At 60.7% G+C, this 25,242-nt stretch carries 24 protein-coding genes and 1 other RNA gene; 12 read left to right on the top strand and 13 right to left on the bottom strand.

The genetic code is table 11. The annotated features are described in order from the left end of the window. Positions 1–80 precede the first annotated feature (80 nt). Both L8I05_RS15100 and L8I05_RS15095 read left to right on the top strand, forming a co-directional pair. Positions 81–746, top strand: a complete 666-nt coding sequence (locus tag L8I05_RS15100) for an outer membrane beta-barrel protein (RefSeq protein ID WP_242169852.1) — start codon at positions 81–83, stop codon at positions 744–746. 157 nt (positions 747–903) lie between these two features. Beyond that, positions 904–2,046: a DegT/DnrJ/EryC1/StrS aminotransferase family protein gene (locus tag L8I05_RS15095; RefSeq protein WP_177017782.1), complete on the top strand. Its 1,143-nt coding sequence runs from the start codon at positions 904–906 to the stop codon at positions 2,044–2,046. Positions 2,047–2,110: 64 nt separating this feature from the next. On the opposite strand, the gene gcvH is transcribed toward L8I05_RS15095, so the two are convergent. From gcvH to L8I05_RS15050, 9 genes are all read right to left on the bottom strand, one after another. Beyond that, a complete protein-coding gene (gene gcvH / locus L8I05_RS15090) occupies positions 2,111–2,494 on the bottom strand; it encodes a glycine cleavage system protein GcvH (protein WP_242169848.1) in 384 nt (127 codons plus the stop codon). 52 nt (positions 2,495–2,546) lie between these two features. Beyond that, a complete protein-coding gene (gene gcvT / locus L8I05_RS15085) occupies positions 2,547–3,629 on the bottom strand; it encodes a glycine cleavage system aminomethyltransferase GcvT (protein ID WP_242169845.1) in 1,083 nt (360 codons plus the stop codon). Positions 3,630–3,785: 156 nt separating this feature from the next. Next, positions 3,786–5,402 carry an iron ABC transporter permease gene (locus L8I05_RS15080; RefSeq protein ID WP_159960817.1) on the bottom strand — a complete coding sequence of 539 codons (1,617 nt, stop codon included), beginning with the start codon at positions 5,400–5,402 and terminating at the stop codon, positions 3,786–3,788. A 212-nt stretch (positions 5,403–5,614) separates the two neighbouring features. Next, the gene (locus tag L8I05_RS15075; protein ID WP_159960819.1) at positions 5,615–6,619 is read right to left on the bottom strand and encodes an extracellular solute-binding protein; all 1,005 of its coding nucleotides are present in this window, start codon (positions 6,617–6,619) and stop codon (positions 5,615–5,617) included. 119 nt (positions 6,620–6,738) lie between these two features. After that, positions 6,739–7,956: a 2-octaprenyl-3-methyl-6-methoxy-1,4-benzoquinol hydroxylase gene (locus tag L8I05_RS15070; protein WP_174245690.1), complete on the bottom strand. Its 1,218-nt coding sequence runs from the start codon at positions 7,954–7,956 to the stop codon at positions 6,739–6,741. Positions 7,957–7,965: 9 nt separating this feature from the next. Continuing rightward, positions 7,966–8,451: a DUF4442 domain-containing protein gene (locus tag L8I05_RS15065; RefSeq protein ID WP_242169842.1), complete on the bottom strand. Its 486-nt coding sequence runs from the start codon at positions 8,449–8,451 to the stop codon at positions 7,966–7,968. Further along, entirely contained in the window at positions 8,444–9,631 is a 1,188-nt protein-coding gene (ubiH, locus tag L8I05_RS15060) for a 2-octaprenyl-6-methoxyphenyl hydroxylase (RefSeq protein WP_177017778.1), read from the bottom strand. The genes L8I05_RS15065 and ubiH overlap by 8 nt, the downstream gene beginning before the upstream one ends. Further along, complete coding sequence (pepP, locus tag L8I05_RS15055) at positions 9,628–10,950, bottom strand: Xaa-Pro aminopeptidase (RefSeq protein WP_242169838.1); 1,323 nt, start codon at positions 10,948–10,950, stop codon at positions 9,628–9,630. The genes ubiH and pepP overlap by 4 nt, the downstream gene beginning before the upstream one ends. 20 nt (positions 10,951–10,970) lie before the next feature. Further along, on the bottom strand, positions 10,971–11,528 hold the full coding sequence (locus L8I05_RS15050) for a YecA family protein (protein ID WP_017135268.1): 558 nt from the start codon (positions 11,526–11,528) through the stop codon (positions 10,971–10,973). Positions 11,529–11,666: 138 nt separating this feature from the next. Between L8I05_RS15050 and L8I05_RS15045 the strand changes: the two genes are divergently transcribed. The 4 genes from L8I05_RS15045 (at position 11,667) to L8I05_RS15030 (ending at position 13,075) form a co-directional block, all read left to right on the top strand. Then, positions 11,667–11,876: a TIGR02449 family protein gene (locus tag L8I05_RS15045; RefSeq protein WP_003177365.1), complete on the top strand. Its 210-nt coding sequence runs from the start codon at positions 11,667–11,669 to the stop codon at positions 11,874–11,876. Then, positions 11,873–12,190: a cell division protein ZapA gene (locus tag L8I05_RS15040; RefSeq protein ID WP_003213956.1), complete on the top strand. Its 318-nt coding sequence runs from the start codon at positions 11,873–11,875 to the stop codon at positions 12,188–12,190. Before L8I05_RS15045 ends, L8I05_RS15040 begins: the two co-directional genes overlap by 4 nt. A 30-nt stretch (positions 12,191–12,220) precedes the next feature. Then, positions 12,221–12,399: non-coding RNA, 6S RNA (ssrS, locus tag L8I05_RS15035), on the top strand. Positions 12,400–12,457: 58 nt separating this feature from the next. Beyond that, positions 12,458–13,075, top strand: a complete 618-nt coding sequence (locus L8I05_RS15030) for a 5-formyltetrahydrofolate cyclo-ligase (RefSeq protein WP_242170038.1) — start codon at positions 12,458–12,460, stop codon at positions 13,073–13,075. A 19-nt stretch (positions 13,076–13,094) separates the two neighbouring features. Here L8I05_RS15030 and L8I05_RS15025 read toward each other — a convergent pair whose 3' ends face one another. Continuing rightward, positions 13,095–13,244: a hypothetical protein gene (locus L8I05_RS15025; protein ID WP_010207387.1), complete on the bottom strand. Its 150-nt coding sequence runs from the start codon at positions 13,242–13,244 to the stop codon at positions 13,095–13,097. 194 nt (positions 13,245–13,438) lie between these two features. Here L8I05_RS15025 and L8I05_RS15020 point away from each other — a divergent pair, with 194 nt between their 5' ends. The 4 genes from L8I05_RS15020 to L8I05_RS15005 all read left to right on the top strand — a co-directional run bounded on the left by L8I05_RS15020 (position 13,439) and on the right by L8I05_RS15005 (position 18,827). Beyond that, on the top strand, positions 13,439–13,888 hold the full coding sequence (locus L8I05_RS15020) for an EVE domain-containing protein (protein ID WP_159960829.1): 450 nt from the start codon (positions 13,439–13,441) through the stop codon (positions 13,886–13,888). Between the two features lie 141 nt (positions 13,889–14,029). After that, positions 14,030–14,995, top strand: coding sequence for a biotin/lipoyl-binding protein (locus tag L8I05_RS15015; RefSeq protein WP_177017777.1), 966 nt, complete (start codon positions 14,030–14,032; stop codon positions 14,993–14,995). Beyond that, entirely contained in the window at positions 14,992–17,709 is a 2,718-nt protein-coding gene (rbbA, locus tag L8I05_RS15010) for a ribosome-associated ATPase/putative transporter RbbA (RefSeq protein WP_242169835.1), read from the top strand. Before L8I05_RS15015 ends, rbbA begins: the two co-directional genes overlap by 4 nt. After that, complete coding sequence (locus tag L8I05_RS15005) at positions 17,709–18,827, top strand: ABC transporter permease (RefSeq protein ID WP_242169832.1); 1,119 nt, start codon at positions 17,709–17,711, stop codon at positions 18,825–18,827. The genes rbbA and L8I05_RS15005 overlap by 1 nt, the downstream gene beginning before the upstream one ends. 97 nt (positions 18,828–18,924) lie before the next feature. Here the strand turns inward: L8I05_RS15005 and L8I05_RS15000 are convergent, their stop codons facing one another. Beyond that, complete coding sequence (locus L8I05_RS15000; RefSeq protein ID WP_159960837.1) at positions 18,925–19,332, bottom strand: flagellar basal body-associated protein FliL; 408 nt, start codon at positions 19,330–19,332, stop codon at positions 18,925–18,927. Positions 19,333–19,482: 150 nt separating this feature from the next. Between L8I05_RS15000 and L8I05_RS14995 the strand changes: the two genes are divergently transcribed. Together L8I05_RS14995 and glpT are read left to right on the top strand one after the other, a co-directional pair. After that, positions 19,483–20,460 carry an NADPH:quinone oxidoreductase family protein gene (locus tag L8I05_RS14995; protein ID WP_242169829.1) on the top strand — a complete coding sequence of 326 codons (978 nt, stop codon included), beginning with the start codon at positions 19,483–19,485 and terminating at the stop codon, positions 20,458–20,460. Between the two features lie 291 nt (positions 20,461–20,751). Beyond that, positions 20,752–22,101 (top strand): glycerol-3-phosphate transporter, encoded by a 1,350-nt coding sequence (gene glpT / locus L8I05_RS14990; protein WP_159960841.1) that lies wholly within the window; start codon positions 20,752–20,754, stop codon positions 22,099–22,101. On the opposite strand, the gene L8I05_RS14985 is transcribed toward glpT, so the two are convergent. Then, positions 22,098–22,745 (bottom strand): gamma-glutamylcyclotransferase, encoded by a 648-nt coding sequence (locus tag L8I05_RS14985; protein ID WP_242169826.1) that lies wholly within the window; start codon positions 22,743–22,745, stop codon positions 22,098–22,100. The genes glpT and L8I05_RS14985 overlap by 4 nt on opposite strands. A 52-nt stretch (positions 22,746–22,797) precedes the next feature. Then, entirely contained in the window at positions 22,798–25,185 is a 2,388-nt protein-coding gene (locus L8I05_RS14980) for a TonB-dependent receptor (protein WP_242169824.1), read from the bottom strand. Positions 25,186–25,242 lie beyond the last annotated feature (57 nt).

Raw genomic sequence — 25,242 nt, 5'->3', positions numbered from 1 at the left:
AAAAGGAAATGTCCTGTCGATCACTCTGCGCATCGAACACCATTCTACCGATTCCCTTTTTACCCGGTGAATCGACTCCCATGCGCAAACTCTCTTCCATGCTGCTTCTCGCCGCTATCGCGACACCTTATGCTCAGGCAGAAGGTTGGTATGGCTCGGCCAAGCTGAACAGTGCCCGCCAGAACCTTTCCAGCGCACAACTGACCAGCCCACGGGTGACTGATCGGGTGGAGGCACCTGATAGCAACAAAGCATTCACTGGCTCATTCGCTGCAGGTTATGCGTTTGCTGATGGCTGGCGCCTGGAAGGTGAATACACCACACGCAACAGCTCGACGTTCGACTCCTATTGGGCACCCTTCAATGCCAACGTCAATCGCCTGGAAGTCGACAGCCAGCGCTTGATGCTCAACGGCTATAAAAACATCCCGCTCAACGACTGGCTGTCGTTTTATGGGATGGCCGGTATAGGCATGGCGCAAATTGATGCCGAAGGTTATCAGGGCAACCCTAACCGTCAGTTCGCCAGCAACCGCCAATACAATTTCGCCTACAGCGTTGGCTTGGGTCTGGATGCCAAGGTCAGCGAAAAAGTTACCTTGGGCACCGGTTGGCGTTACGTGGACATGGGCAAGGTGGAGACCGGCTACAACACCTTCGCTAACCGCATAAACGCCCGCGACGAACAGCTCAAAGGCAAGCTCAAAGAGCAAAATGTGTTTCTTGAGGCTCGCGTCGCCTTCTGACCTGCTGCAAAAATGCCGCTGATAAAGCGGCATTTTTTTGTGCGCAACATGACGATTCATTCACGGGCGACAGGCTATATTCAGTCGAGCCGTGCAACCATGCCGGTACTGATACGCCCTTACTCATCGCCTACCTGAAACGGATGCCTTCGTCGTTATGAGCCAACAGCCCTTTCTGCCGTTCTCCAAACCTACCATCGATGAAGCCACTATCTCGGCGGTCGGCGATGTACTGCGCTCGGGCTGGATCACCAGCGGGCCGAAAGTGCAGGCATTTGAAGCGCAATTGTCGGAATACTTTGGCGGCCGCCCGGTGCGTACGTTCAACTCCGGCACCTGCACTATGGAGATTGCCTTGCGCATCGCCGGCATTGGCCCTGGCGACGAAGTGATCACCACGCCGATCTCCTGGGTCGCCACGGCCAACGTGATTCTCGAAGTAGGCGCCACGCCGGTGTTTGCCGATATCGACCCGGTCACCCGCAATATCGACCTGGCCCAAGTGGAAGCCGCGATTACCCCGCGTACCAAAGCAATCATCCCGGTCTACCTGGCAGGCCTGCCTCTGGACATGCCGATGCTGTACGCACTGGCCAACAAGTACAACCTGCGCATCGTTGAAGATGCGGCTCAGGCCTTGGGCTCCAGTTGGGATGGCGAACGTATCGGCGCCACCGGAGACTTCGTGTCGTTCAGCTTCCAGGCCAACAAGAACATCACCTCCTCGGAAGGGGGTTGCCTGGTATTGAACAATGCCGAGGAGGCCCGCCTGGCGGAAAAATATCGCCTGCAGGGCGTTACCCGTACCGGCTTCGACGGCTTGGACGTGGATGTGTTGGGCGGCAAGTTCAACATGACCGACATTGCAGCGGCCATCGGCCTGGGCCAGTTCGCGCACATCGAGAAGATCACGGCACATCGCCAGAACCTGGCGCGGCACTATTTCAAGTGCTTCGGCAGTGACTTCGAAGAGCAATATGGCGCACAACTGCCGCCAGCGGATTTCGAAAACAGCAACTGGCACCTGTTCCAGCTGGTATTGCCGGAGCGTCAGGACGGCCTGCCCGCCCGCGCGACGTTCATGGAGCAGATGCAAGCCCATGGCGTCGGCATTGGCTATCACTACCCGCCGATCCACCTGCTGAGCCTGTATCGGGCGCAGGGTTTCAAGGAAGGCATGTTCCCGGTGTCGGAGCGTGTAGGGCGTTTGATCGTGTCGTTGCCGATGTTCACAGCGATGACAGAGGCGGACGTGGAGCGGTCGGTGGCGGCGGTAAAAGCCGTGCTGAAAGCAGACTGATCATTTAAGGCTGGCACAGCACAATGTGGGAGCGGGCTTGCCCGCTCCCACATGGGTTTTGCGTTTACTCGCCGATAGCAGCTTTGTAGCCAGCAGCATCCAGCAGTTTTTCCAGATCAGCCGGGTTGGTTGGCTTGAGCTTGAAGATCCACGCGCTGTAAGGGTCGGAGTTCAGCAGCTCAGGGCTACCACTCAATTCCTCGTTGACCGCAATCACTTCGCCAGCTATTGGGGCGTAGATGTCCGAAGCAGCTTTCACCGATTCAACCACGCCAGCCTGGCCTTCAGCTTCAAACGTGGCGCCAACCTCGGCCAGCTCAACAAACACCACATCACCCAAAGCTTCCTGAGCATGGTCGGAAATACCGACGGTCACAGTGCCGTCAGCTTCCAGACGGGCCCATTCGTGACTTTCGGCAAAACGCAGGTCGGCAGGGATATCGCTCATAGTCTGTGTCCTCAAGAAGAAATGTCAGCGGCCTTAGGCCTGCCGGAAATAGTTAGATCAAGGTTTTGCCATGACGCACGAAGGTCGGTTTGACCACTCGAACCGGATACCACTTACCACGGATTTCCACTTCGGCCCGATCAGCAGTTGCCGTCGGCACACGCGCCAGTGCAATGGATTTGCTTAGCGTAGGAGAGAAACTACCACTGGTGATCTCCCCTTCGCCAACATTGGCGATACGAACCACTTGGTGAGCGCGTAAAACCCCACGTTCTTCCAGCACCAGCCCGACCAGTTTGAACTGCACACCGGCAGCCTTTTCCGCTTCCAGGGCCGCGCGGCCAATGAATTGGCGCTCGGCAGGCTCCCAGGCAATGCTCCAGGCCATGTTGGCCGCCAGGGGTGAAACCTCCTGGTGGATATCCTGGCCATACAGGTTCATGCCGGCCTCCAGGCGCAGGGTATCGCGGGCGCCCAGGCCGATGGGGGAAATACCGGCACCGACCAGGTCGTTGAAAAACCCAGGCGCTTGATCAGCGGGAAGGACAATCTCCAGGCCATCTTCACCGGTATAGCCGGTGCGGGCGATAAACCAATCGCCATCGGCCTGGCCTTCAAAGGGCTTGAGCTGGTGGATAAGCGTGCCGCGAGACTGAGTGACCAGCTCGGCGATTTTCTGCCGGGCGTGCGGGCCCTGGATAGCGAGCATCGCCAGCTCGGGCCGCTCATGCAGTTGCACTGCGTAATGCCCCAACTGCGCCTGCATCCAGGCCATATCCTGGTCACGCGTAGCCGCGTTGACCACCAGCCGGTAACCGGCTTCGGTGCGGTAGACGATCATGTCGTCCACCACGCCGCCCTGCTCGTTGAGCATGGCGCTGTAAAGCGCACGGCCGCAGCCATGCAAACGATCGACATCATTGGCCAGCAGGCGCTGGAGCCATTCCTTGGCCTGAAGGCCTGTGACATCAATCACGGTCATATGAGATACATCGAACACCCCACAGTCGCGTCGCACCTGATGGTGTTCTTCAACTTGCGAGCCGTAATGCAAAGGCATATCCCAACCGCCAAAATCGACCATTTTCGCGCCGAGGGCGAGATGCAGGTCATACAGAGGCGTACGCTGTCCCATGGGTTTCTCCTTCCGGGCTTGGCGAAGATGCGCAGAGTTGCTGTTTGCGCTGAAAGCCCTGGATTACAAGGCCTGCAGCTGCATACAGCGACTCGCTCCGAAAGACGGAGCGCACCGAATGCCGCGCATTGTAGCCGCAAGCCGTAGGACTGGCACCTAACCGATTTGTCGGGCGGAGCGTCGGATCAGGCCGATCACTGGCAACAGGCCCACCAACACCAACGTCAACGCCGGCAACGAAGCCCGCGCCCATTCACCTTCACTGGTCATTTCAAAGATCCGGACCGCCAGGGTGTCCCAGCCAAACGGGCGCATCAGCAGGGTCGCGGGCATTTCCTTGAGCACATCGACAAACACCAACAGCGCCGCGCTCAACGTGCCCGGCAGCAAGAGTGGCAGATACACTTTGCAAAACAGTCGCGGCCCACTCACCCCAAGGCTGCGGGCTGCTTCGGGTAACGACGGGCGGATTCGCGCCAGGCTGTTTTCCAGCGGCCCATAGGCCACCGCCAGGAATCGCACCAGATAGGCCAGCACCAATGCCGACAGGCTGCCCAGCAACAAGGGCTTGCCCGCGCCGCCGAGCCAGCCCGACAACGGCACCACCAGCTCACGGTCAAGGTAGCTGAACGCCAACATGATCGACACCGCCAGCACCGAACCCGGCAAGGCATAGCCGACGTTGGCCAGGCTGATGCCGGAGCGAATCGCCCGGGTCGGCGCCAGGCGGTTGGCAAAGGCCAATATCAACGCCACGCTGACCGTGATCAGCGCCGCGATGCCACCCAGATAAAGGGTGTGGACAATCAAACCGGTATAGCGCTCATCCAGATCAAACCGCCCACGCTGCCAGAACCAGGCGACCAACTGCAGCATCGGGATGACAAAGGCGCAGGCGAATACCAAACCACACCACGTGCTGGCCGCCGCTGCCTTGACCCCACGCAGGTGATACAACGCCTTGCCCCGTGGCCGCTCATTGCTCGGGCGGCTGGCCCCGCGAGCACGCCGTTCGCCGTAGAGCACCAGCATTACCACCAACAGCAACAGACTGGCCAACTGGGCGGCGCTGGAAAGGCTGAAAAAGCCGTACCAGGTTTTGTAGATGGCCGTGGTGAAGGTGTCGAAGTTGAACACCGAGACAGCGCCGAAATCCGCCAGGGTCTCCATCAATGCGAGGGCTACACCGGCACCGATCGCCGGCCGCGCCATGGGCAACGCCACGCGCCAGAACGCTTGCCAGGGCGATTGCCCCAGCACCCGCGCCGCTTCCATGAGGCCTTTGCCTTGAGCCAAAAACGCCGTACGCGCCAGCAGGTAGACGTAGGGATAGAACACCAGCACCAACACGATGATCACGCCGCTGGTGGAACGCACGCGTGGCAGGCGCAGGCCGTTGCCAAACCACTCGCGCAGCAAGGTTTGCACTGGCCCGGAAAAATCCAGCAAGCCGACAAACACAAAAGCCAGTACATAGGCCGGAATCGCGAAGGGCAACATCAACGCCCAGTCGAGCCAGCGCCGCCCAGGGAATTCGCAGAGGCTGGTCAACCACGCGAGGCTTACGCCCAGTAGCGTCACGCCGACGCCGACGCCCAGCACCAGCGTCAAGGTGTTGCCCAGCAGGCGTGGCATCTGGGTTTCCCACAGATGCGACCAGATCTGTTGATCGATGCTTTGCCAGGACAGCAACAGCACGCTCAGCGGCAGCAGCACCAGGGCGGCGACGGTGAAGACCGGCAGGTACCAGCGGCGTTGGGCGGGGTGGGCCAAGGAAAAGCTCTCTAAGAAATGATGATTTAGAAGTCACCTCGAACCAATGTGGGAGCGGGCTTGTGTGGGAGCCGGGCTTGCCCGCGATGCAGACACCTCGGTGTGTCAGTTACACCTTGGTGATGCTATCGCAGCGGTGCGACGATTCGACAAGCCAGCTCCCACACAAGCCCGCTCCCACATTTAGATCGGCGGCGTCTTACAAATTGTACTTAGTTCCAGCCAGCGCGATCCATCAACCGAATCGCTTCAGCCTGGCGCTTGCCCGCCACTTCCACCGGCAAGGTGTCAGCCACGAACTTGCCCCAGGTCGCCACTTCCGCCGACGGCGGCACGGCCGGGTTGGCCGGGAATTCCTGGTTCACATCGGCAAAGATCTTCTGCGCCTCAGGCGTGGTCATCCATTCCACCAAGGCCTTGGCGGCTTCCGGGTGCGGCGCGTGCTTGGTCAGGCCGATGCCCGACAGGTTCACGTGCACGCCACGGTCGCCCTGGTTCGGCCAGAACAGCTTCACTGCCAGGTCCGGCTTCTGCTTGTGCAGGCGGCCGTAGTAGTAGGTGTTGACGATACCCACGTCGCACTGCCCGGCGTTGATGGCTTCGAGCACGGCGATGTCGTCGGAGAACACATCGGTGGACAGGTTGTTGACCCAACCCTTGACGATTTCTTCGGTCTTGGCCGCGCCATGGGTTTCGATCAGCGTGGCGGTCAGCGATTGGTTGTAGACCTTCTTCGCTGTGCGCAGGCACAAGCGGCCTTCCCATTGCTTGTCGGCCAGGGCTTCGTAAGTGGTCAGGTCACCCGGTTTTACCCGGTCGGTGGAATAGGCGATGGTCCGCGCGCGCAGGCTCAAGCCGGTCCAGGCGTGGTTCGAAGAGCGGTATTGCAGGGGAATGTTCTTGTCGATCACCTCGGAGGTGAACGGCTGCAGGATGCCCATCTGTTCGGCTTGCCAGAGGTTGCCGGCATCAACGGTGAGCAGCAGGTCAGCCGTGGCGTTTTCGCCTTCGGCCTTGATCCGCTGCATCAACGGGGCTTCCTTGTCGGTGATGAACTTGACCTGCACGCCGGTCTTCTTGGTGTAGGCGTCGAACACCGGCTTGATCAGTTCATCGATGCGCGAGGAGTAGACCACGACTTCGTCGGCTGCCTGCACGGTGGTGCTGCCGATAAGGGTGAGTGCCAGGGCAGTCAGGAGGCGTTTGGGTGCCAACATGGGTGCGGTCTCTCATATGCAAATTGAAAGCAAATGATAGGGACTCACATTTGGTGGCGCTCGGTGCAGGCGTTACCAGATGTTGCACAGCTCTTTCCCACACGTGTTGGTATTACAAGTCAGGGCTTGGCCAGCTCCGGGAGATCGCCTGTCAAACCCAAGGCCTGGCGGACGAAGACGGCTTTGGCTTCCGGCATCTGGTCGACCAGTTTCAACCCGGCATTACGCAACCACCGTAGTGGCAGCTGATCGGCCTGGAACAACCGTTCAAAACCTTCCATCGCGGCCATCAGTGCGAGGTTATGCGGCATGCGCCGACGCTCGTAACGGCTCAGCACCTTCACATCCGCCAGGCGCTCGCCGCGTTCGGTCGCCGCCAGCAGCACCTCGGCCAGCACCGCCGCATCGAGGAAACCCAGGTTCACGCCCTGCCCCGCCAACGGGTGGATCACGTGAGCGGCGTCGCCGATCAGCGCCAGGCCTTCGGCCACATAGCGTTTGGCGTGACGTTGACGCAAAGGCACACACACACGCGGGTCGGCGCTGATCACCGTACCGAGTCGCCCTTCAAAGGCGCGCTCCAGTTCACGGCAGAAGCTGTCGTCATCCAGCGCCATCAGGCGTTCGGACTCAGCCGGTGTGGTCGACCAGACGATCGAGCACCAATCCTCTTGCCCATCGCGCACCAACGGCAGAAACGCCAGCGGGCCGGTGTCGGTAAAGCGTTGCCACGCCGTGCGCTGGTGCGCCTGGCTGCTGCGCACGCTGGTGACGATGGCGTTATGCAGGTAATCCCACTCGCGCGTGGCGGTGCCGGTCAGGCGACGTACGGCGGAGTTGGCGCCGTCGGCAGCCACCACCAGCGGCGCGCGCAGCTTGCGGCCATCGGCTAACGTCAGCAGCCATTCATCGCCGGAGCGGCGCATCTGTTCCAGGCGTGCATTGGCCAACAGGCCCAAGTCGCAGTCGTGCAGGCGGTCGAGCAAGGCATCCTGAACCACACGGTTCTCGACGATATGCCCGAGCACTTCGGCATGCACGCTGGCGGCCGAAAAGTGGATCTGCCCGGTGCCGCTGCCGTCCCACACCTGCATGTCGCCGTAAGGGCTGGCGCGCCGCGAGACGATGCCGTCCCACACGCCGAGGCGCTCAAGAATGCGCTGGCTGGCAGCCGACAAGGCGCTTACGCGGGGTTCGAAGGCCGCATCCTGGTCGAACGGTTTGACGCTCAGCGGGCTGCCATCGAGCAACAACACCTGCAGGCCACTGCCCTGCAACGCCAGCGCCAGGGCGCTCCCGACCATTCCGGCCCCGACAATCAGCACATCTGCGCGCATGTCCATGCTTTAAGCCTGCTTTGCTGGCGGCTTGCGCCGCACGTAAAGGGTTTTGTCGACCCGCGCCACCAAGGTGCCGGAGCCGTCATGAATCTGCACCTGGAGGTGAGGCAAGTATTTCTCGCCACCTTCGGTCTGCCTGCGGATCTCGTCCAGCAAGGCCTCGTCAATGGAAAACTCGGCATACACCGGGCCTTTGCCCGGCGACACAAAGTCGATGCTCGCGGCTTTGTCCCAGACGATGTAGTCGCGGCCCAGGTTTTCCATCAGCAGCAACATATAGAACGGGTCGACCATCGAATACAGGCTGCCGCCGAATTGCGTGCCGACGTAGTTACGGTTGTACCAGCCCAGTCCCATGCGCACCTTGGCATGGCGGAAGTCGGCGCTGAGTGTCTGCACCCGGATTCCAGCGCCCAGGTACGGCGGGTACAAGGACATAACCCAGCGCAACAGCCGCGCCTTGCCCAAGCGCCGGGTCAGCCAGTTACGCATCGGGGCGCGTGCCCAGGCCCATGGCCTGACGGGCGAACCAGCGCTTGGCCGGCGGCAACAGGTCCAGGCCGAGCAGGCCCATGTTCCGGCCCAAGGCCACCAACGGCTGGGCACTGCCAAACAGGCGCGTGACTTGATCGGAGAAGCCCACGGTGAGCTTCTGGTCCAAGTGCTGACGCTCGCGATAGCTTTGCAGGGTCGCCAAATCGCCCGGCACTGCCGGCCCGGCCAACAAGGCTTCGGCCAAGGCGTTCGCGTCACGCAGGGACAGGTTGAAACCCTGCCCGGCAATTGGGTGCAGGCTGTGGGCGGCGTTGCCGAGGACGGCCAGGTGCGAGCGTACTTGTTCTTCGGCTTCCACCAGCGTCAGCGGGTACAGGTGCCGCGCGCCGACTTGTTTCAAGGTGCCCAGGCGGTAGCCGAACACGCCCTGCAATTCACTGAGGAAGCTGCGCTCATCGAGGTTGGCCAGGCGCTGGGCGTCCATGCCGATGCGCGTCCACACCAGCGCGCAGCGGTTGTCCGGCAGCGGCAGCAAGGCCATCGGGCCTTCATCGGTGAAGCGTTCGAAGGCCTCACCGTTGTGGGCTTCGCTTGGGGTAATGTTGGCGATCAGCGCGCTCTGGTTGTAGGGCCGGGTTTTCACGCCGATGCCCAATTGCTCGCGCAAACCAGAGCGGCCGCCGTCGGCCAGCACTGCGAGGTCGCACTCCAGCACGGTTTCATCGTTGAGAGTCAGGCGATAGCCATCGGGCAGCGGCTCCATGCGGGTGACTTCCGCCGGGCAGCGCCAACTGACCACTTCTTTGTCCAGGCCTTGCCACAGGCACTGGCCGAGCCAGGCGTTTTCCACCACATAGCCGAGGGCAGGCACGCCCTCTTCCATGGCGGACAGGCGCGCGGTGGAGAAGCGGCCACGGTCCGACACGTGAATCTGTTTGATCGGCTCGGCGCGTCGGGAAATGTCCTGCCACAAACCCAGGCGCTGATAAATCTGCCGAGCGCCGTAAGACAACGCCGACGAACGCGCGTCGTAGCTCGGCTGGTAGCTGTCACCCGGCGCAAACGGTTCGATCAGCACGATCTTCCAGCCACGCGCCTTGGCGCCTGCCTGCAACGCCAACGCCAGGCTGGCGCCCACCAGGCCGCCGCCGATAATGGCCAGGTTGACCCGGCTCATCGGGCAGCCGCCATCAGCGCTTCAATCTCGGCGACGGTCTTGGGCACGCCGCCGGTCAGAATTTCACAGCCTTGCTTGGTCACTACCACGTCGTCCTCGATGCGTACGCCAATGCCACGCCATTTCTTCGCCACGTTCTGGTTGTCCGGCGAAATATAGATGCCGGGTTCCACGGTCAAGGCCATGCCGACTTCCAGCACCCGCCATTCGCCGCCCACTTTATATTCGCCCACATCATGCACATCCATGCCCAGCCAATGGCCGGCGCGGTGCATATAGAAGGCGCGATAGGCTTCACTGGCGATCAACTCGTCGACGTCGCCTTGCAACAGCCCCAGCTTCACCAGCCCGGCGGTGATGACACGCACCGTCGCCTCATGGGCCTGGTTCCAATGTTTGTTCGGCGCGATCTCGGCAAAGGCGGCTTCCTGGGAGGCCAGCACAATCTCGTAGATCGCCTTTTGCTCGGGCGAAAACTTACCGCTGACCGGCCAGGTGCGGGTGATATCGCTGGCGTAGCAGTCGATCTCGCAACCGGCGTCGATCAGCACCAGATCGCCGTCCTTGAGCACAGCGTCATTCTGTTGGTAATGCAGGATGCAACTGTTGCGCCCGGCGGCGACGATGGAGCCATAGGCCGGCATCTTCGCGCCGCCCTTGCGGAATTCGTAATCCAGCTCGGCTTCCAGGCTGAACTCATACAACCCGGCGCGGCTGGACTGCATCGCCTTGACGTGGGCCGCACAGGAAATTCGCGCAGCCTCGCGCATCACCTTCACTTCTGCCGCCGATTTATACAGGCGCATGTCGTGAAGCAGATGATCCAGGGCAACAAATTCGTTCGGTGGCTGGGCGCCGAGGTGCGCTTTAGAGCGGATCACGTTGATCCACTCCATCACATGCCGGTCGAATTCGGCGTTGCTGCCCATGGCCGAGTACACCCGGTCACGGCCTTCGATCAGGCCGGGCAGGATGTCGTCGATATCGGTGATGGGGAACGCGTCGTCGGCACCAAAGTCACGGATCGCGCCTTCGGTGCCGGCGCGCAGGCCGTCCCACAATTCGCGTTCGGCATTGCGCTCGCGGCAGAACAGCACGTACTCGCCGTGCTGGCGACCGGGCATCAGCACGATCACCGCTTCGGGCTCGGGGAAACCGCTGAGGTACTGGAAATCGCTGTCCTGGCGGTAAACATGCTCGACATCACGGTTGCGGATCGCCACGGCGGCGGCCGGCAGGATCGCGATGCTGTTGGGTTCCATCTGCGCCATGAGCGCCTTGCGGCGACGGGTGTATTCCGCTTTCGGGATATGGATCATGGGCAGATGGGCTTCCTTACTTAGTGCAGCGACGGCTTGGGTGCGGCGGGCTCAGCAGATTTCTTGGTCTCGGTGAACAGCAGCAGCGGCGCGACGCGCAGGTATTCCATCACTTCCATGTAGTCGCCTTCGCCGTCTTCGGACTCTTCCAGGGCGTCTTGCACCTGGGAGATCGCTGCCAGGTCCTGCAGCACTTCCTTGGCGTCGGTGCTCAGTTCCAGGCCGCCGGCGTTCACGCCAAAACCGTGGAGGAAGCCCTGGCACCATTGGCCCAGCGCGGCAGCGCGTTCGGTGAGCGGCGCGTCGTCGGTCGGCAGCAGCAGGACCACGGTGACGTCGTCACCGGTCAGCTCGCCTTTGACCATTTCTTGCAGGCCGATCAGCGCATTACGCACGTTCTCGGTCGGCTCGGTTTCCAGCAGCTCGGCCACATCCGCCAGCCAGTTGTCGGCATCAAAGCCAACACCGGTGCAACTGCGGCCCAACAGCACGCCGTGCAGTTCGGCAGGCGAGCAAGGATGACCGCTGGAGCTCAGCAGTTTGGAAAAAGCGTCGTACGGGGAGTTCTGAATAGGCATGGTGAGCTAGGCGCCAGACGGCGCAATGTCTAGAATGAAGCGCTGTATCCTAGCACCGGCAGACGTACCAAGACTATCGAGGGCGTCAGATCGTTTATCCTGCAGTTGCCATTCATCAGACAAATCCAGTGGAACCCAATGGAAGACACCGACCTGCAAGCGCTGATGGCCAGACTCGAGTTGCTAATTGATCGGGTCGAGCAACTTAAGAGTCAAAACGGACTCCTATTAGCTCAGGAAAAGACCTGGCGCGAGGAACGCGCTCACCTCATTGAAAAAAACGAAATCGCCCGGCGTAAGGTCGAATCGATGATTTCGCGCCTGAAGGCCCTGGAGCAAGACTCATGAGTTCAAGCAATAGCGTTACCGTGCAGATCCTCGACAAAGAATATTCGATCATCTGCCCCCAGGAAGAACGCAGCAACCTGGTGAGTGCTGCCCGCTACCTGGATGGCAAGATGCGTGAAATCCGCAGCAGCGGCAAAGTCATCGGCGCCGACCGCATCGCTGTGATGGCCGCGCTGAACATTACTCACGATTTGCTGCATAAGCAGGAACGGCCTGACGTGCAGGCCAGCGGCTCGACGCGCGAGCAAGTGCGTGACCTGCTGGAACGCGTCGATCTGGTACTTTCTACCGATCCAGAGCCACCCAAGGGCTGATTGCCGAGACTGTTTAAGGTATACTCGCCCCACTCCCTGGCGTGTTTGCCAGTCGGCGATGTCCCTGAGCCGATTCGCACTACCCTGGAAGTTGCACGTTGGGCTGGTGTGCATGTCCGCTAGACGGAAAGCCTTAAAGCCTACTGCATCTTCCACCTTGAACTTTCGGGTTCAAGGGCTAAGTCGACAGCGGCTCTGTCGGGGAGCCTGAATTCCCAAACTCAATGCCAGTCCCAGGACTGGCATTGTTTTATGAGCCGAAAAACCATGACCGAACCTGCGCCGCTTTCCCGTCCGCAACTTCGACGCATGTTGCGCAAAGCCCGCCGCGCCCTGACGCCGAGCGAGCAGCGCCAGGCCGCCCAAGGCCTGTATCGGCAACTGGCACAGCACCCGCTGTTTCGCCGGGCCAAACATATCTCTCTGTATCTACCGACGGACGGTGAAATCGATCCGCGCTTGCTGCTGCGCGCCGCTCAGCGCCGGGGCAAGGCGACCTATTTGCCGGTGCTCAGCGCCTGGCCACGCACCAAGATGGTATTCCAGCGCGTACGGCCTGGGGATAAGTTGCTGCCCAACCGTTTTCGCATTCTGGAGCCACGCGTGAACGCCAATCGCCAACGCCAGGTATGGGCGCTCGATCTGGTGCTGCTGCCGCTGGTGGGGTTCGATGATGTGGGTGGGCGTTTGGGCATGGGCGGCGGCTTTTACGACCGCAGCCTGGCCTACCTCGCTCGGCGCCAAAGCTGGCGCAAGCCTACGCTGCTGGGGCTGGCCCATGAATGTCAGAAGGTCGAGCGCTTGGCGCAAGCGAGCTGGGACGTGCCGCTGGCAGGCACTGTCACCGATAAGCAGTGGTATGTCGCAGAAACGTCGCTGGAATAAGCGACGCCTTGAAAAGCTGTTAACGCTTGAACGGTTGTGGCTGCTGCTGAGCCAGTTCAACGGGCGCATCGGTCTTGTTCGACCACAGGCTTTGCGCATACCCGGTGGTCACGACGCCCAGACCAAACAAAATAACCAAAATCCATAGTAAATCCGGTTTACGTTGCATCGATTGCCCCCCTTCAGGCACCTCGTACACGATGACAACAACGTTCCAAAGTAGTCCGTTGCAGCTGCGTCAAGCTTAAAAGCGGGCATTCTGCGGTAACGTGAACCAACACGCAAACCTTGGCGCCAACCGACTGTCGGTTTGTCATGGAATTGCCTGACAACTTGCCCAATGCCTTTTTCAGGAGCCCAAAAATGGCCTACTGGCTGATGAAATCCGAGCCCGACGAACTCTCCATCAACGGCCTGGAAAAGCTCGGCGAAGCCCGCTGGGATGGGGTTCGCAACTACCAGGCGCGCAATTTCCTACGTGCCATGGCCGTTGGTGATGAGTTTTTCTTCTACCACTCCAGCTGCCCCGAGCCGGGCATTGCCGGTATCGGCAAAATCATCGAGGCCGCCTACCCGGACCCGACTGCGCTGGAACCTGAAAGCCACTATTTCGACGCCAAGGCCAGCACCGAGAAAAACCCTTGGAGCGCAATCAACGTGGCGCACGTCGAGACGTTTCCAAAAGTGCTGGGCCTGGGCTATTTGAAACAACAAACCGCGCTCGCCGAGTTGCCTTTGGTGCAAAAAGGCAGCCGGTTGTCGGTGATGCCGGTGACCGCCGAGCAATGGGCAGCGGTGCTCGCCCTGCGCTGAAAAGGCAGAACCCTGCGGTCACACCTCTGGCGCATGCATCTGCGTGCCAAGCGGGTTAGGCTTGCGCTTCATTTGACCGGTATCAACGGCCCCTCGGGCGATACCGGTCAAACTAGGATGCTAATGCCGCAGGATGCAGCCATGTCTACCAACCGTTCTATGTCACGCCTATTTGCCGTTGCCCTGATCGCCCTATTACTGGGCGCCGGCGGCTTCGGTTATTGGCGATCCACCCAGGACCGCCTGCCCGCGGGCTTGAGCATGGGCAACGGGCGCCTGGAATCCACCGAAGTACAGATCGCCGCCAAGATCCCTGGGCGCCTGGCCGAAGTGCGTGTGGATGAAGGCGATAAGGTGCTCAAGGGCCAATTGCTTGCGCGCATGGACACCCGCACCCTCGAAGCTCAGCGCGCCCAGGCCGAAGCTGAAGTGCTGCGCGCCAAGGAAAACTTCGCCGCCGCCGAGGCCAATGTGCAGTTGCGCCAAAGCGAGCAACTGCTGGCCAACCAGGAACTCAAGCGCACCCAGGAGCTGTACAAGCGCGGCTTCGCCAGCAGCCAGTTGATCGACCAGCAGCAAGCGCGCCAGAACACCGGCAATGCTGCGGTGATTGCCGCGCAGGCCCAGGTCAACGCGGTGAAGGCCGCCATCGGCGCCGCCCAGGCCCAGGTGGCGCAGCTCACCAGCGAAATCGATGACAGCAGCCTGCGCGCGCCCATCGACGGCATCATCCAGTTACGCCTGGCCGAACCGGGCGAAGTGCTCGGCGCGGGCGGTCGCGTGTTGTTGCTGATTGATCCGAATGATCAATACATGAACCTTTACTTGCCGGCCTCCGTCACCGGTCGCCTGACCGTCGGCAGTGACGCGCGCATCCTGCTCGACGCCCTGCCCCAGCAGCCGTTGCCGGCCAAAATCAGTTTTGTCGCGGCCAAATCGCAGTTCACACCCAAGGAAGTGGAAACCCGCGACGAACGCCAGAAGCTGGTGTTCCGCGTCAAACTGCGCCTGACCCAACCCAGCGCCGTGCCGCAAGCCAAACCGGGCATGCCTGGCGCCGGTTATGTGCGCACGGCGGATATCGACTGGCCGGCCAATCTGCAATGACCGGCCTGGCGCTGCACGCCACCGGCATCAACCACCGCTACGGCAAGCAACAGGCACTGGTCGACATCGCCTTCAGCCTACCCGCGGGTACACGCTGCGGGCTGATCGGCCCGGATGGCGCGGGCAAGTCGAGCCTGCTGGGGTTGATCGCCGGGGTTAAAAAGCTGCAGGCAGGCCAGCTTGAGGTGCTCGGCGGTTCGATTGAAGACCGTCGCCATCGCAACAGCCTCTACCCGCGCATCGCCTTCATGCCCCAAGGCTTGGGCGGCAATCTGTATCCCGAATTGTCGATCAGCGAGAACATCCGCTTCTTCGCCACGCTGTTCGGCCTGTCGAAAGCCGATTGCGAACAGCGCATGCACAACCTGCTGCTGGCCACCGACCTCGCGCGCTTCGCCGAGCGCCCGGCCGGCAAGTTGTCCGGCGGTATGAAACAGAAGCTCGGTTTGTGCTGCGCGCTGATCCACGACCCGGACCTGCTGATCCTCGACGAACCCACTACCGGCGTCGACCCACTGTCGCGCCGACGTTTCTGGGAACTGGTCGACAGCGTACGCCGCGAGCGCCCGCAACTGACGCTGCTGGTGGCCACGGCCTACATGGAAGAGGCCGAACAGTTCGAGCATTGCCTGATGCTCGATCGCGGCAAGCTCATTGCCGACGGCCTGAGCAGTGAGCTGGCAGCCGCAACACCCAGCGGCAAACTGGATGAAGCCTTCACCCACTTCCAGGGCGACAGCGCCCATAACAACCAGCCACTGGTGATTCCGCCACGCGAAAGTGGCAATACCGACATCGCCATCGAAGCTCACGACCTGACCCTGCGCTTTGGTGATTTCACGGCAGTGAACAAGGTCAGCTTCGCGATTGGACGCGGCGAGATCTTTGGTTTTCTCGGCTCCAACGGCTGCGGCAAAACCACCACCATGAAAGTCCTCACCGGCCTGATGCCGGCCACCGAGGGCAGTGCCACGCTGCTCGGCAACCCGGTGAATGCCAAGGACCTGGCGACCCGCAAGCGCGTGGGGTTCATGTCGCAGAGTTTCTCGCTGTACGGCGAACTCAGCGTTGTGCAAAACCTGGTACTGCATGCGCAACTGTTCGACTTGCCCAAGGCCGACAGCCGCGCGCGTATCGATGAGTTGATCCAACGCTTCGACCTCGGCGACGTGGCTGAGCAACCTTCCGGCGAATTACCCCTCGGCCTGCGCCAGCGCCTGTCATTGGCCGTGGCGGTGCTGCATCGCCCGGAAGTGCTGATCCTCGATGAGCCCACCTCGGGCGTCGACCCAGCGGCGCGGGATGATTTCTGGCGGCTGCTGATTGAGCTGTCCCGCGAGCAGGGCGTGACGATTTTCCTCTCCACCCATTTCATGAACGAAGCCCAGCGCTGCGACCGCATTTCCCTGATGCACGCGGGCAAGGTGCTGGCGTGTGACACACCCGATGCACTGCAAAAGCAATTCAATGGCGACACCCTGGAAGCTGCGTTCGTCACCTGCCTGGAGCAGGCCCAAGGCGAACCCGAGCCCGCCGCGCCGAGCAAAACCGTCAGCGAAAGCAGCCCGCCGCCGGTCAGTAAACGCGGCTTCAGCCTCTCACGGCTATTGGCCGTAGCCAGCCGCGAGGGCAAGGAGCTGCTGCGCGACAAAGTGCGCATGGCCTTTGCCTTGCTCGGGGCGATGTTCATGATGGTGATCTTCGGCTACGGGATTTCCCTGGACGTGGAGAATCTGGCTTTCGCCGTCTATGACCAGGACCAGACCCCACAAAGCCGCGCCTACCTCGAAGCCTTCCGCAGTTCGCGCTACTTCGCCGAGCAGGCGCCGATTCGCGATGCGAGCGAACTGCACCGGCGCCTGCAACGCTCGGAAATCAAATTGGCCCTGGAAATCCCGCCGGGTTTTGGCCGCGACCTGTACGCCGGCCGCCAACCCACCGTGGCCGCCTGGATCGACGGTGGCATGCCGTTTCGCGCGGAAACCAGTCGTAACTATGTGGAAGCCGTCCACCAAGGCAACCTTCAGCAACTCGCCGAACTGAGCAGCCTGCCACACAGCAACCAAGCCGCCGCCAAGCTGGAAACACGTTTTCGCTACAACCAGGACGTGGTCAGCGTGAATGCCATCGGCCCCGGCGTGATGGCGCTGATCCTGGCGTTTATTCCGGCGATGCTCACTGCACTGGGCATCGTGCGTGAAAAAGAGCTGGGCTCGATCACTAACTTCTACGCCACCCCACTGACTCGCCTGGAGTTCCTGCTGGGCAAACAGGCGCCGTACCTAGCCGTGAGCCTGGTCAACCTGGCGCTGTTGGTGGCGATGAACCGCTGGCTGTTCGGCGTGCCGTTCAAGGGCAGCGGCCTGGCGTTGGCATTCGGCGGCCTGCTGTATGTGCTGGCCACCACCAGCATGGGCTTGTTGATTTCGGCGTTCACGCGCACACAGATCGCGGCGATCCTCGGCACCATGATCATCACCAGCCTGCCGACCATCCAGTTCTCGGGGCTGATCGTGCCACGCTCATCCCTGGAAGGTGCGGCCGCAGCGATGGGCATGCTGTTTCCGGCCGGGCATTTCCTGGACATCGCCGTGGGCACGTTCACCAAGGCCCTGGACCTGCGCCAGTTATGGCCGCAGTGCCTGGCGCTGTTCGGCTTTTTCGTCGGGTTCACCGGGCTGAGCCTGATCATGCTCAAGAAGCAGGAGGCCTGATGCACAAGCTCGCTCATATCCTGCGCCTGGGCCTCAAGGAACTCACCAGCCTGCGTCACGACAGCGTATTGCTGCTGTTTCTGGCTTACGCCTTTACGGTCGCAATCTATATGCCCGCCGCCGGTTCGGTAATTGGGGTGCACAACGCCAGTGTGGCGTTTGTCGATGAAGACCACAGCGCGCTCTCGCGGCAGATGGCCGAGGCGTTGCAACCGCCCGAATTCCAGCCGCCTGCGCCGCTGGCCTACGACCAACTGGACAAGGTCATGGACAGTGGCGAGTACACGTTCGTGATCAATGTGCCGGCGAACTTCCAGGCTGACCTGTTGGCAGGGCGCCAGCCGGGTGTGCAGGTCAATGTGGATGCCACGGCGATGAGCCAGGCATTCATGGGCGCGGGGTATATCGGCCGGATTTTCCAGCGCGAGTTGCTCAACTACAGCGGCCAGACCGACGCCAGCCAGAAGGCACCCGCACTGCTCACCACCCGCGCGCTGTTCAATACCAACCTGGAAGGCGGCTGGTTCCTGGCGGTGATCCAGATCGTCAACAACATCACCATCCTCGCCATCGTGCTCACCGGCACCGCGCTGCTGCGCGAACGTGAGCACGGCACGCTCGACCATCTGCTGGTGCTGCCGCTGACCGCACTGGAAATCATGCTGGCGAAAATCTGGAGCAACATGCTGGTGGTGGTGCTGTGTACGTGGCTGTCGCTGGAGCTGGTGGTCAAAGGCTTGCTCGGTGTGCCGTTGGCCGGATCGCTGAGCCTGTTTCTGTTTGTGACGGCGCTGTACCTGTTTGCGAGTACCGCGCTGGGCATCTTCCTCGCCACCCTGGCGCGCTCGACGCCGCAGTTCGGGCTGCTGGCGATTCCGGTGATTATCCCGATGCTGTTGCTGTCAGGCGGCAGCACGCCGTTGGACAGCATGCCCGAGTGGTTGCAGTGGGTGATGCAGGGCTCGCCGTCGACGCATTTTGTGAGTTTGAGCGCGGCGATTCTGTTCAGGGATGCGGGCGTGAGTTTGGTGTGGCCGGATTTGCTGGCGCTGGCGGGGATTGGGTTAGTGTTTTTTGCCGTGGCGTTGGCCAGGTTTCGCAAGAGCCTGGCGTCCTGAGGCATCTGGACCGCCGTCATCGCGGGCAAGCCCGCTCCCACCTTTGGAATGCACTCACCTGTGGGAGCGGGCTTGCCCGCGATAGTCGCGTAAGCGACTACTGAATGATCAAGTTGTTGAACAACAGATCTTCCACCATCGGCTTGCCGGTTTCGTCGTTCATCACTTGCTGCGTTTGCTTCAGGGCTTCCTGGCGCAGTTTTTCTTTGCCTTCAACGGTGCTCATGGCCTCGTTGGTCTGCTGGGTAAACAGCGCCACCAGTTGATTACGGATCAACGCATCGTTGGCTTTGACCGCGGCAGCAGCTTCAGGCCCGGTCACGCGCAGGGCGATGTCGGCCTTGAACACCTTGAGCTTTGCGCTGCCATCCAGGCCGTAGTTACCCACGAACGGCGGCGTAAGGCTGATGTAGCTAACCTTCGGCGCTTCGCCTTCTTTTGCTTCTTCGGCCTGGGCTGCCATCGGCAAGGTCAGGGCGAGCATCAACAGGATCCAAGCTTTCACGGTTCATTCCTCAAATTCGGTTGCCGGGTAGCATAACGCTAGCAAGGCTGAGCACAAGCTTATGGCGACTTATCAGGCCCGGGCATGCTCGTTGACCCACGGGCGTTCACTCCTACACTTATCGGCCACGACACCAAAAGGAATAGTCCGATGAAAGCTGTGCTGTGCAAAGCCTTCGGCCCCGCCGAAACCCTGGTGCTGGAAGAGATCGCCAGCCCCGCGATCAAGAAGAACGAAATCCTGCTGGACGTGCACGCGGCCGGGGTGAATTTCCCGGACACGCTGATCATCGAGGGCAAATACCAATTCAAGCCGCCCTTCCCTTTCTCGCCGGGTGGCGAAGCGGCGGGCGTGGTCAGTGAAGTGGGCGAGAAGGTCAGCCACCTGAAAGTCGGTGACCGGGTCATGGCGCTGACCGGCTGGGGCAGCTTTGCCGAGCAGGTCGCGGTGCCGGGCTATAACGTGCTGCCGATCCCGCCGAGCATGGATTTCAACACCGCCGCCGCGTTCAGCATGACCTACGGCACCTCGATGCATGCTTTGAAGCAACGGGCCAACCTGCAACCCGGCGAAACCTTGTTGGTGCTCGGTGCCTCTGGTGGCGTGGGCCTGGCCGCCGTGGAAATCGGCAAATCCATGGGCGCCCGCGTGATCGCCGCCGCCAGCAGTGCCGACAAACTGGCCGTGGCCAAGGCCGCCGGTGCGGATGAGCTGATCAACTACAGCGAAGCCAGCCTGAAGGATGAGATCAAGCGCCTGACCGACGGCAACGGTGTCGATGTGATCTACGACCCGGTCGGCGGCGACCTGTTTGACCAGGCGGTGCGCGGCATTGCCTGGAACGGCCGCCTGTTGGTGGTCGGTTTTGCCAGCGGACGCATTCCCGAGCTGCCGGTTAACCTGGCGCTGCTCAAGGGCGCGTCGGTGGTCGGGGTGTTCTGGGGCTCGTTCGCCCAGCGCCAGCCGCAGGACAATGCCGCGAACTTCCAGCAGTTGTTTACCTGGTACGCCGAGGGGAAATTGAAGCCGCTGGTGTCGCAAGTGTATCCGCTGGAGCAGGCGGCACAGGCGATTAATGACTTGGGGCAGCGCAGGGCTGTCGGAAAGGTTGTCGTCCAGACCCGCTAATCGACTTGAAATGCAATCCAATGTGGGAGCTGGCTTGCCTGCGATAGCGGTGGGTCAGCCAAACACACTTAGCTGGCAGACCGCAATCGCAGGCAAGCCAGCTCCCACAGTTGATCTGCATGGGCCTTGGGCACTGATACCGACCCACACTTATCTATTCGCGACATGTTCATAAGAGAACATGCAATTGCTCCCATTTCCTGTGTTTGCGGATAAGAGGCGATGCTATTTTCGGTAACGAAACTGTAACATTCGCATCCGCAGTCAAAACAAGAAATTTGGAGCTCTTGAATGTTTGCTTTCTTTCGTCCTGCCGCACACCAGGCGCCTCTGCCTGAAGAAAAAATAGACAGCACTTACCGACGCCTGCGCTGGCAGATTTTCGCCGGTATTTTCTTCGGCTACGCCGGTTATTACCTAGTGCGTAAAAACTTTTCCTTGGCTGTCCCGGACTTATTGGCACAGGGTTATACAAAAGGGCAGCTGGGTACGGCGGTATCGGCAATTGCTATCGCCTATGGCTTGTCCAAGTTCCTCATGGGGATTGTGTCCGACCGCTCAAACCCTCGTTACTTTCTACCCTTCGGCCTGGTGATGTCCGCCGCTGTGATGTTCATTTTCGGTTTCGCACCCTGGGCAACGTCCAGTGTCGCCATAATGTTCACTTTGTTATTTATCAACGGCTGGGCTCAAGGCATGGGTTGGCCGCCAAGCGGGCGAACAATGGTGCACTGGTGGTCGCAGAAGGAACGTGGCCGCGTTGTTTCGGTTTGGAATACCGCCCACAACATCGGCGGTGGGCTGATAGGCCCACTCGCGATTCTGGGCATGGGCTGGTTTAACGACTGGCATAGCAAATTCTACGTACCGGCCGCCGTAGCACTGCTGGTCGCCGTATTTGCATTTATTGTGATGCGCGATACACCTCAATCGACAGGCCTACCGCCCATCGAGAAGTACAAGAATGACTATCCGGAAGGCTACGACGCCAGCCACGAAGACGAATTCAGCGCCAAAGACATTTTTTTCAAATACGTGCTACGTAACAAAATGCTCTGGTTCATCGCTTTGGCGAACGTGTTCGTCTATCTGCTGCGCTACGGCATTCTGGACTGGGCGCCGACGTACCTCAAAGAGGTCAAGCACTTCGACTTCAACAGTTCATCGTGGGCGTACTTCGTCTATGAGTGGGCAGGTATTCCTGGCACGCTCCTGTGCGGTTGGATGTCAGACAAGGTCTTTCGTGGCAACCGCGGCTTGACCGGAATGGTGTTCATGGCATTGGTGACCGTTGCGACGATCGTTTACTGGCTGAACCCGCCGGGCAACCCAATGATCGATATCATTTCGTTGTTCGCGATCGGTTTCTTGATCTACGGCCCTGTGATGTTAGTTGGCTTACAAGCACTGGAACTGGTTCCCAAGAAGGCAGCAGGCACGGCGGCAGGTTTCACCGGCCTGTTCGGTTATTTGGGCGGTTCGGTCGCAGCTAGCGCACTGATGGGTTATACCGTGGACTTCTTTGGCTGGGACGGAGGATTCATTCTTCTGGTCGTTGCTTGTGTGCTGGCTATGGCCTTCCTGGCGCCCACCCTGGGTCACAAGAACGTAGCCAGCCAGTCTCGCGAAGTGCAAGCCTAATCAGACTTTGATTGGCACCGCTTGAGCCGCGCCTCCAGGCTTTTATCTGGCATGGCGTGGCTACGCAGGGCGTTAACGGTTTGCTCGACATAATCGCGCGTAGTGCCGTAACGCCCGCAAGCGCTTTCCAGCACGTGGTTAAGCACGATGTCGGGCAAGTTGCCGGCGTAGCTGGGCAAATGCCGCTCCAACACAAACCCCAACGCCTGCACCTGAGTGCCATCTTCCAGACGGCAGTTGAGCCAGTGTGGCCGGTAAGAAGGGTAAGGCATCTCGCGCTGCCATAAGGCGTAAAGCGAGGCCTCCAGTTGATCGTCCGGCAAGCGGTAGGCGAACCCGCTGCAGGAACCGCCGCGATCCAGCCCGAACACCAAACCCGGTGACTCCGGCGTGCCCCGGTGCTCGTGGGACCACAAGTACAAGCCCCGGTGATAGCCGTGAACCCGTGCGCGCATGCGCTGGGTCGACGAGCATTCGGGGCGCCAGATCAGCGAACCATAAGCGAACAGCCAGACCGGCCCACCCTTATGCTTGGCCATGGTGGCCTGCATCGAACTCATCAATTGCTCGTGAGTCAGTTGCGGCCCCAAATCGAGCCGCGGAGGGTAAGCCAATTGCAAAAGATCGGTTTCAATAACGGTCATGGCGGATCGCTTAGGTCTCCTGTGTGACTGCAAATGTTGCTATGAGAAGCTATTACCAGTTGTAAGCAACTTTACCGTAATAGAACGCGCCGCTGTAACCGTACGGCGAAAAAGTGCTATAGGCGAGGTTGCCGCCGCTGCTGGCGTAAGCATTGACCTTCTCCGGGTATTTGTCGGTGACGTTGTCGCCGCCCAGGGTGAAGGTCCAGTTCTTCAGCCTGTAGTCCGCCGACACGTCCAGCACCCACGCGGCCTTGAAGGTCTGGTCGTTGACCTTGTCGGCCTGGTAACTGGTGAACTCACCATAGCGCACCAGGTTGCTGTGCAGCGCCCAATGGCCATAGGTGAAATCGTTGCCCAGGCTGAGTTTGTGCTGCGGGGTGGTGTCGCCGAGCAAACCGATCCGCTCGCGGCGGTCCACTCGCACCAGGTTGGCACCCAGGCTGTCCAGAATGGCCGGGTTGGCCTTCACGTCCGTCACTTTGGTGTGGTTGTAGTTATAGCCTACGGTGCTGTTCCAACGAATGCCGTTATCGAACTGGTAGCGATAGTTGGCCACCAGATCGACGCCGTCGGTGCTGGTGTTTGTGGCATTGGTGAAGTAGCGAGCGCTGGTGTAATTGATGTTGCCGACACCATTGGCCTGCAGGTACGCAACGGTCGCCGGGTTCAAGTTGAGGTTGGAAGACAGACTGATGCGGTCGCGGATGTCGATGCGGTAGACATCGAGTGTCACGGTCAGGTCATCCGCTGGTTCCAGCACCAGGCCAAGGCTGTAGTTGCGCGACTTCTCGGCCTTCAGGTCTTCGGCGCCGAGCAGACGGGCGACCTTGCTGTTGGCCGGGAACGTGCCCGCTTCCTGAATGGTGCTGCCAATCAACTGCGACGAGGTGTAGGCAAAGTTCTGCTGGGCCAGCGACGGCGCGCGGAACCCGTTGGAAATACTGCCGCGCAATGCCACTTGCGGGGTGAAGTCATAACGCACCGACAGCGAGCCACTGACGTTGGAGCCGAAGTCGCTGTAATCCTCATGCCGCACGGCCGCCGAGGCGCTGAGTTTTTCGGTGAAGTTGGTTTCCAGGTCCAGGTACTGGGCCCAGTTGTGCCGCGAGCTGCTGCCGGCGTCGGCATCCCGGAAGCCGCCCAGGCCCGAGCTGCCGGTCTGGTAGTAGGAGGCCGGGTCGCCGGCTTCGATTTCATAGCCCTGGCGCAGGTATTCGCCACCCAATGCCACGGACACCGGATACGGCAGGAAGCCCACGTCAAATTCACGGGACAGGTCCAGGCTGATTTGCTTCTGGTCGTTGCTCAACGTGCCGTTGTCGAACTTGCGTGGCGTGGCCAGGCCGAGTGAGGTGTTGATGGTTTCGGTACTCAGCGCGTACTGGTTTTTGCCGTAGTTGGCCGACAGGTCGTAATGCCAATCGTAGGCCAGCAAGCCGCGCAGGCCGACCACCAATGACGTGTCTTCCAGGTTGCCCTTGATCAGCGGCAGGTAGCCGTTGGGGTTGAGCGCGGGGATGTTATTGGACGCATTGCTCGCCCGGTAGAACGCCGCCGTCTCGCCGCGCCGTTTGCTGTAGCCGCCGAAGGTGTAGAACTCGGCTGCATCGTTGAAGGAATATTCGGAGTTGAACTGGAACTTGCCTTCATTGGTAGCCGGTTCACCCTGGCGGAACACGCGCTGGCCATAGGTGGTGGAACCCACGCTGCCTGGGCGCAAATCATCGCCGGCGCGGTTAGTGTAGTCGTTGTCGGCACCTTCGCCCGAGACGCTGATAAAGCCGTTATCGCCCGAGGCAAACCCGGTATTGCCGCTGACATCGCGCTGGATGCCGTCACCCTTTTTGTATTCGCCGAACTTGGTCGAGATCGAGCCGCCATGGTCGGCGTGCTTGAGGATCACGTTGATCACCCCGGCAATTGCATCCGAGCCATAACGCGCGGAGGCGCCATCGCGCAGCACTTCAATATGGTCGACCGCCGACAGCGGGATGGCATTTAAATCCGCCGGCGCCGAGCCCCGGCCCACGGCGCCGCCAAGGTTGACGAAGGCACTGGTGTGACGACGTTTACCATTGACCAGCACCAGTACCTGATCCGGCGACAGGCCGCGCAACTGCGCAGGGCGCACCAGTTCGGCACCGTCTACCAGGCTTGGGCGCGGGAAGTTGATCGACGGAATCAGGCGCGCCAACACCGCACCCAGCTCATCGGAGCCGGTGCTGCGCAGGGTATCGCCGGAAATCACATCGATGGGTGACAGCGAAGCACTGGCGGTGCGCTCTTGGGCGCGGGTGCCGGTGACGATCACGGTGTCGAGTTTTGGTGCGTCGGCGGTGGCCGTTTCGGCCGCCAGGACTGAATTGAATCCCACAGCGGTCAGCAAATTGGCCGACAAAATCGCTGTGTACAGCGCGTGTTTCTTGTAGCTCCCCATACCGCTCCCCTTTTGAATCAACAATCAGAACTTCAATGCTCTGAGTTCGTACGATCG

Source organism: Pseudomonas sp. MONT-RG-20F-20-E-7-02 (assembly GCF_022662395.1).
Taxonomy (GTDB): Bacteria; Pseudomonadota; Gammaproteobacteria; order Pseudomonadales; family Pseudomonadaceae; genus Aquipseudomonas.
The sequence above is the reverse complement of the archived record's forward strand: the minus strand, read 5'-3'. Positions and strand labels throughout refer to the sequence as shown.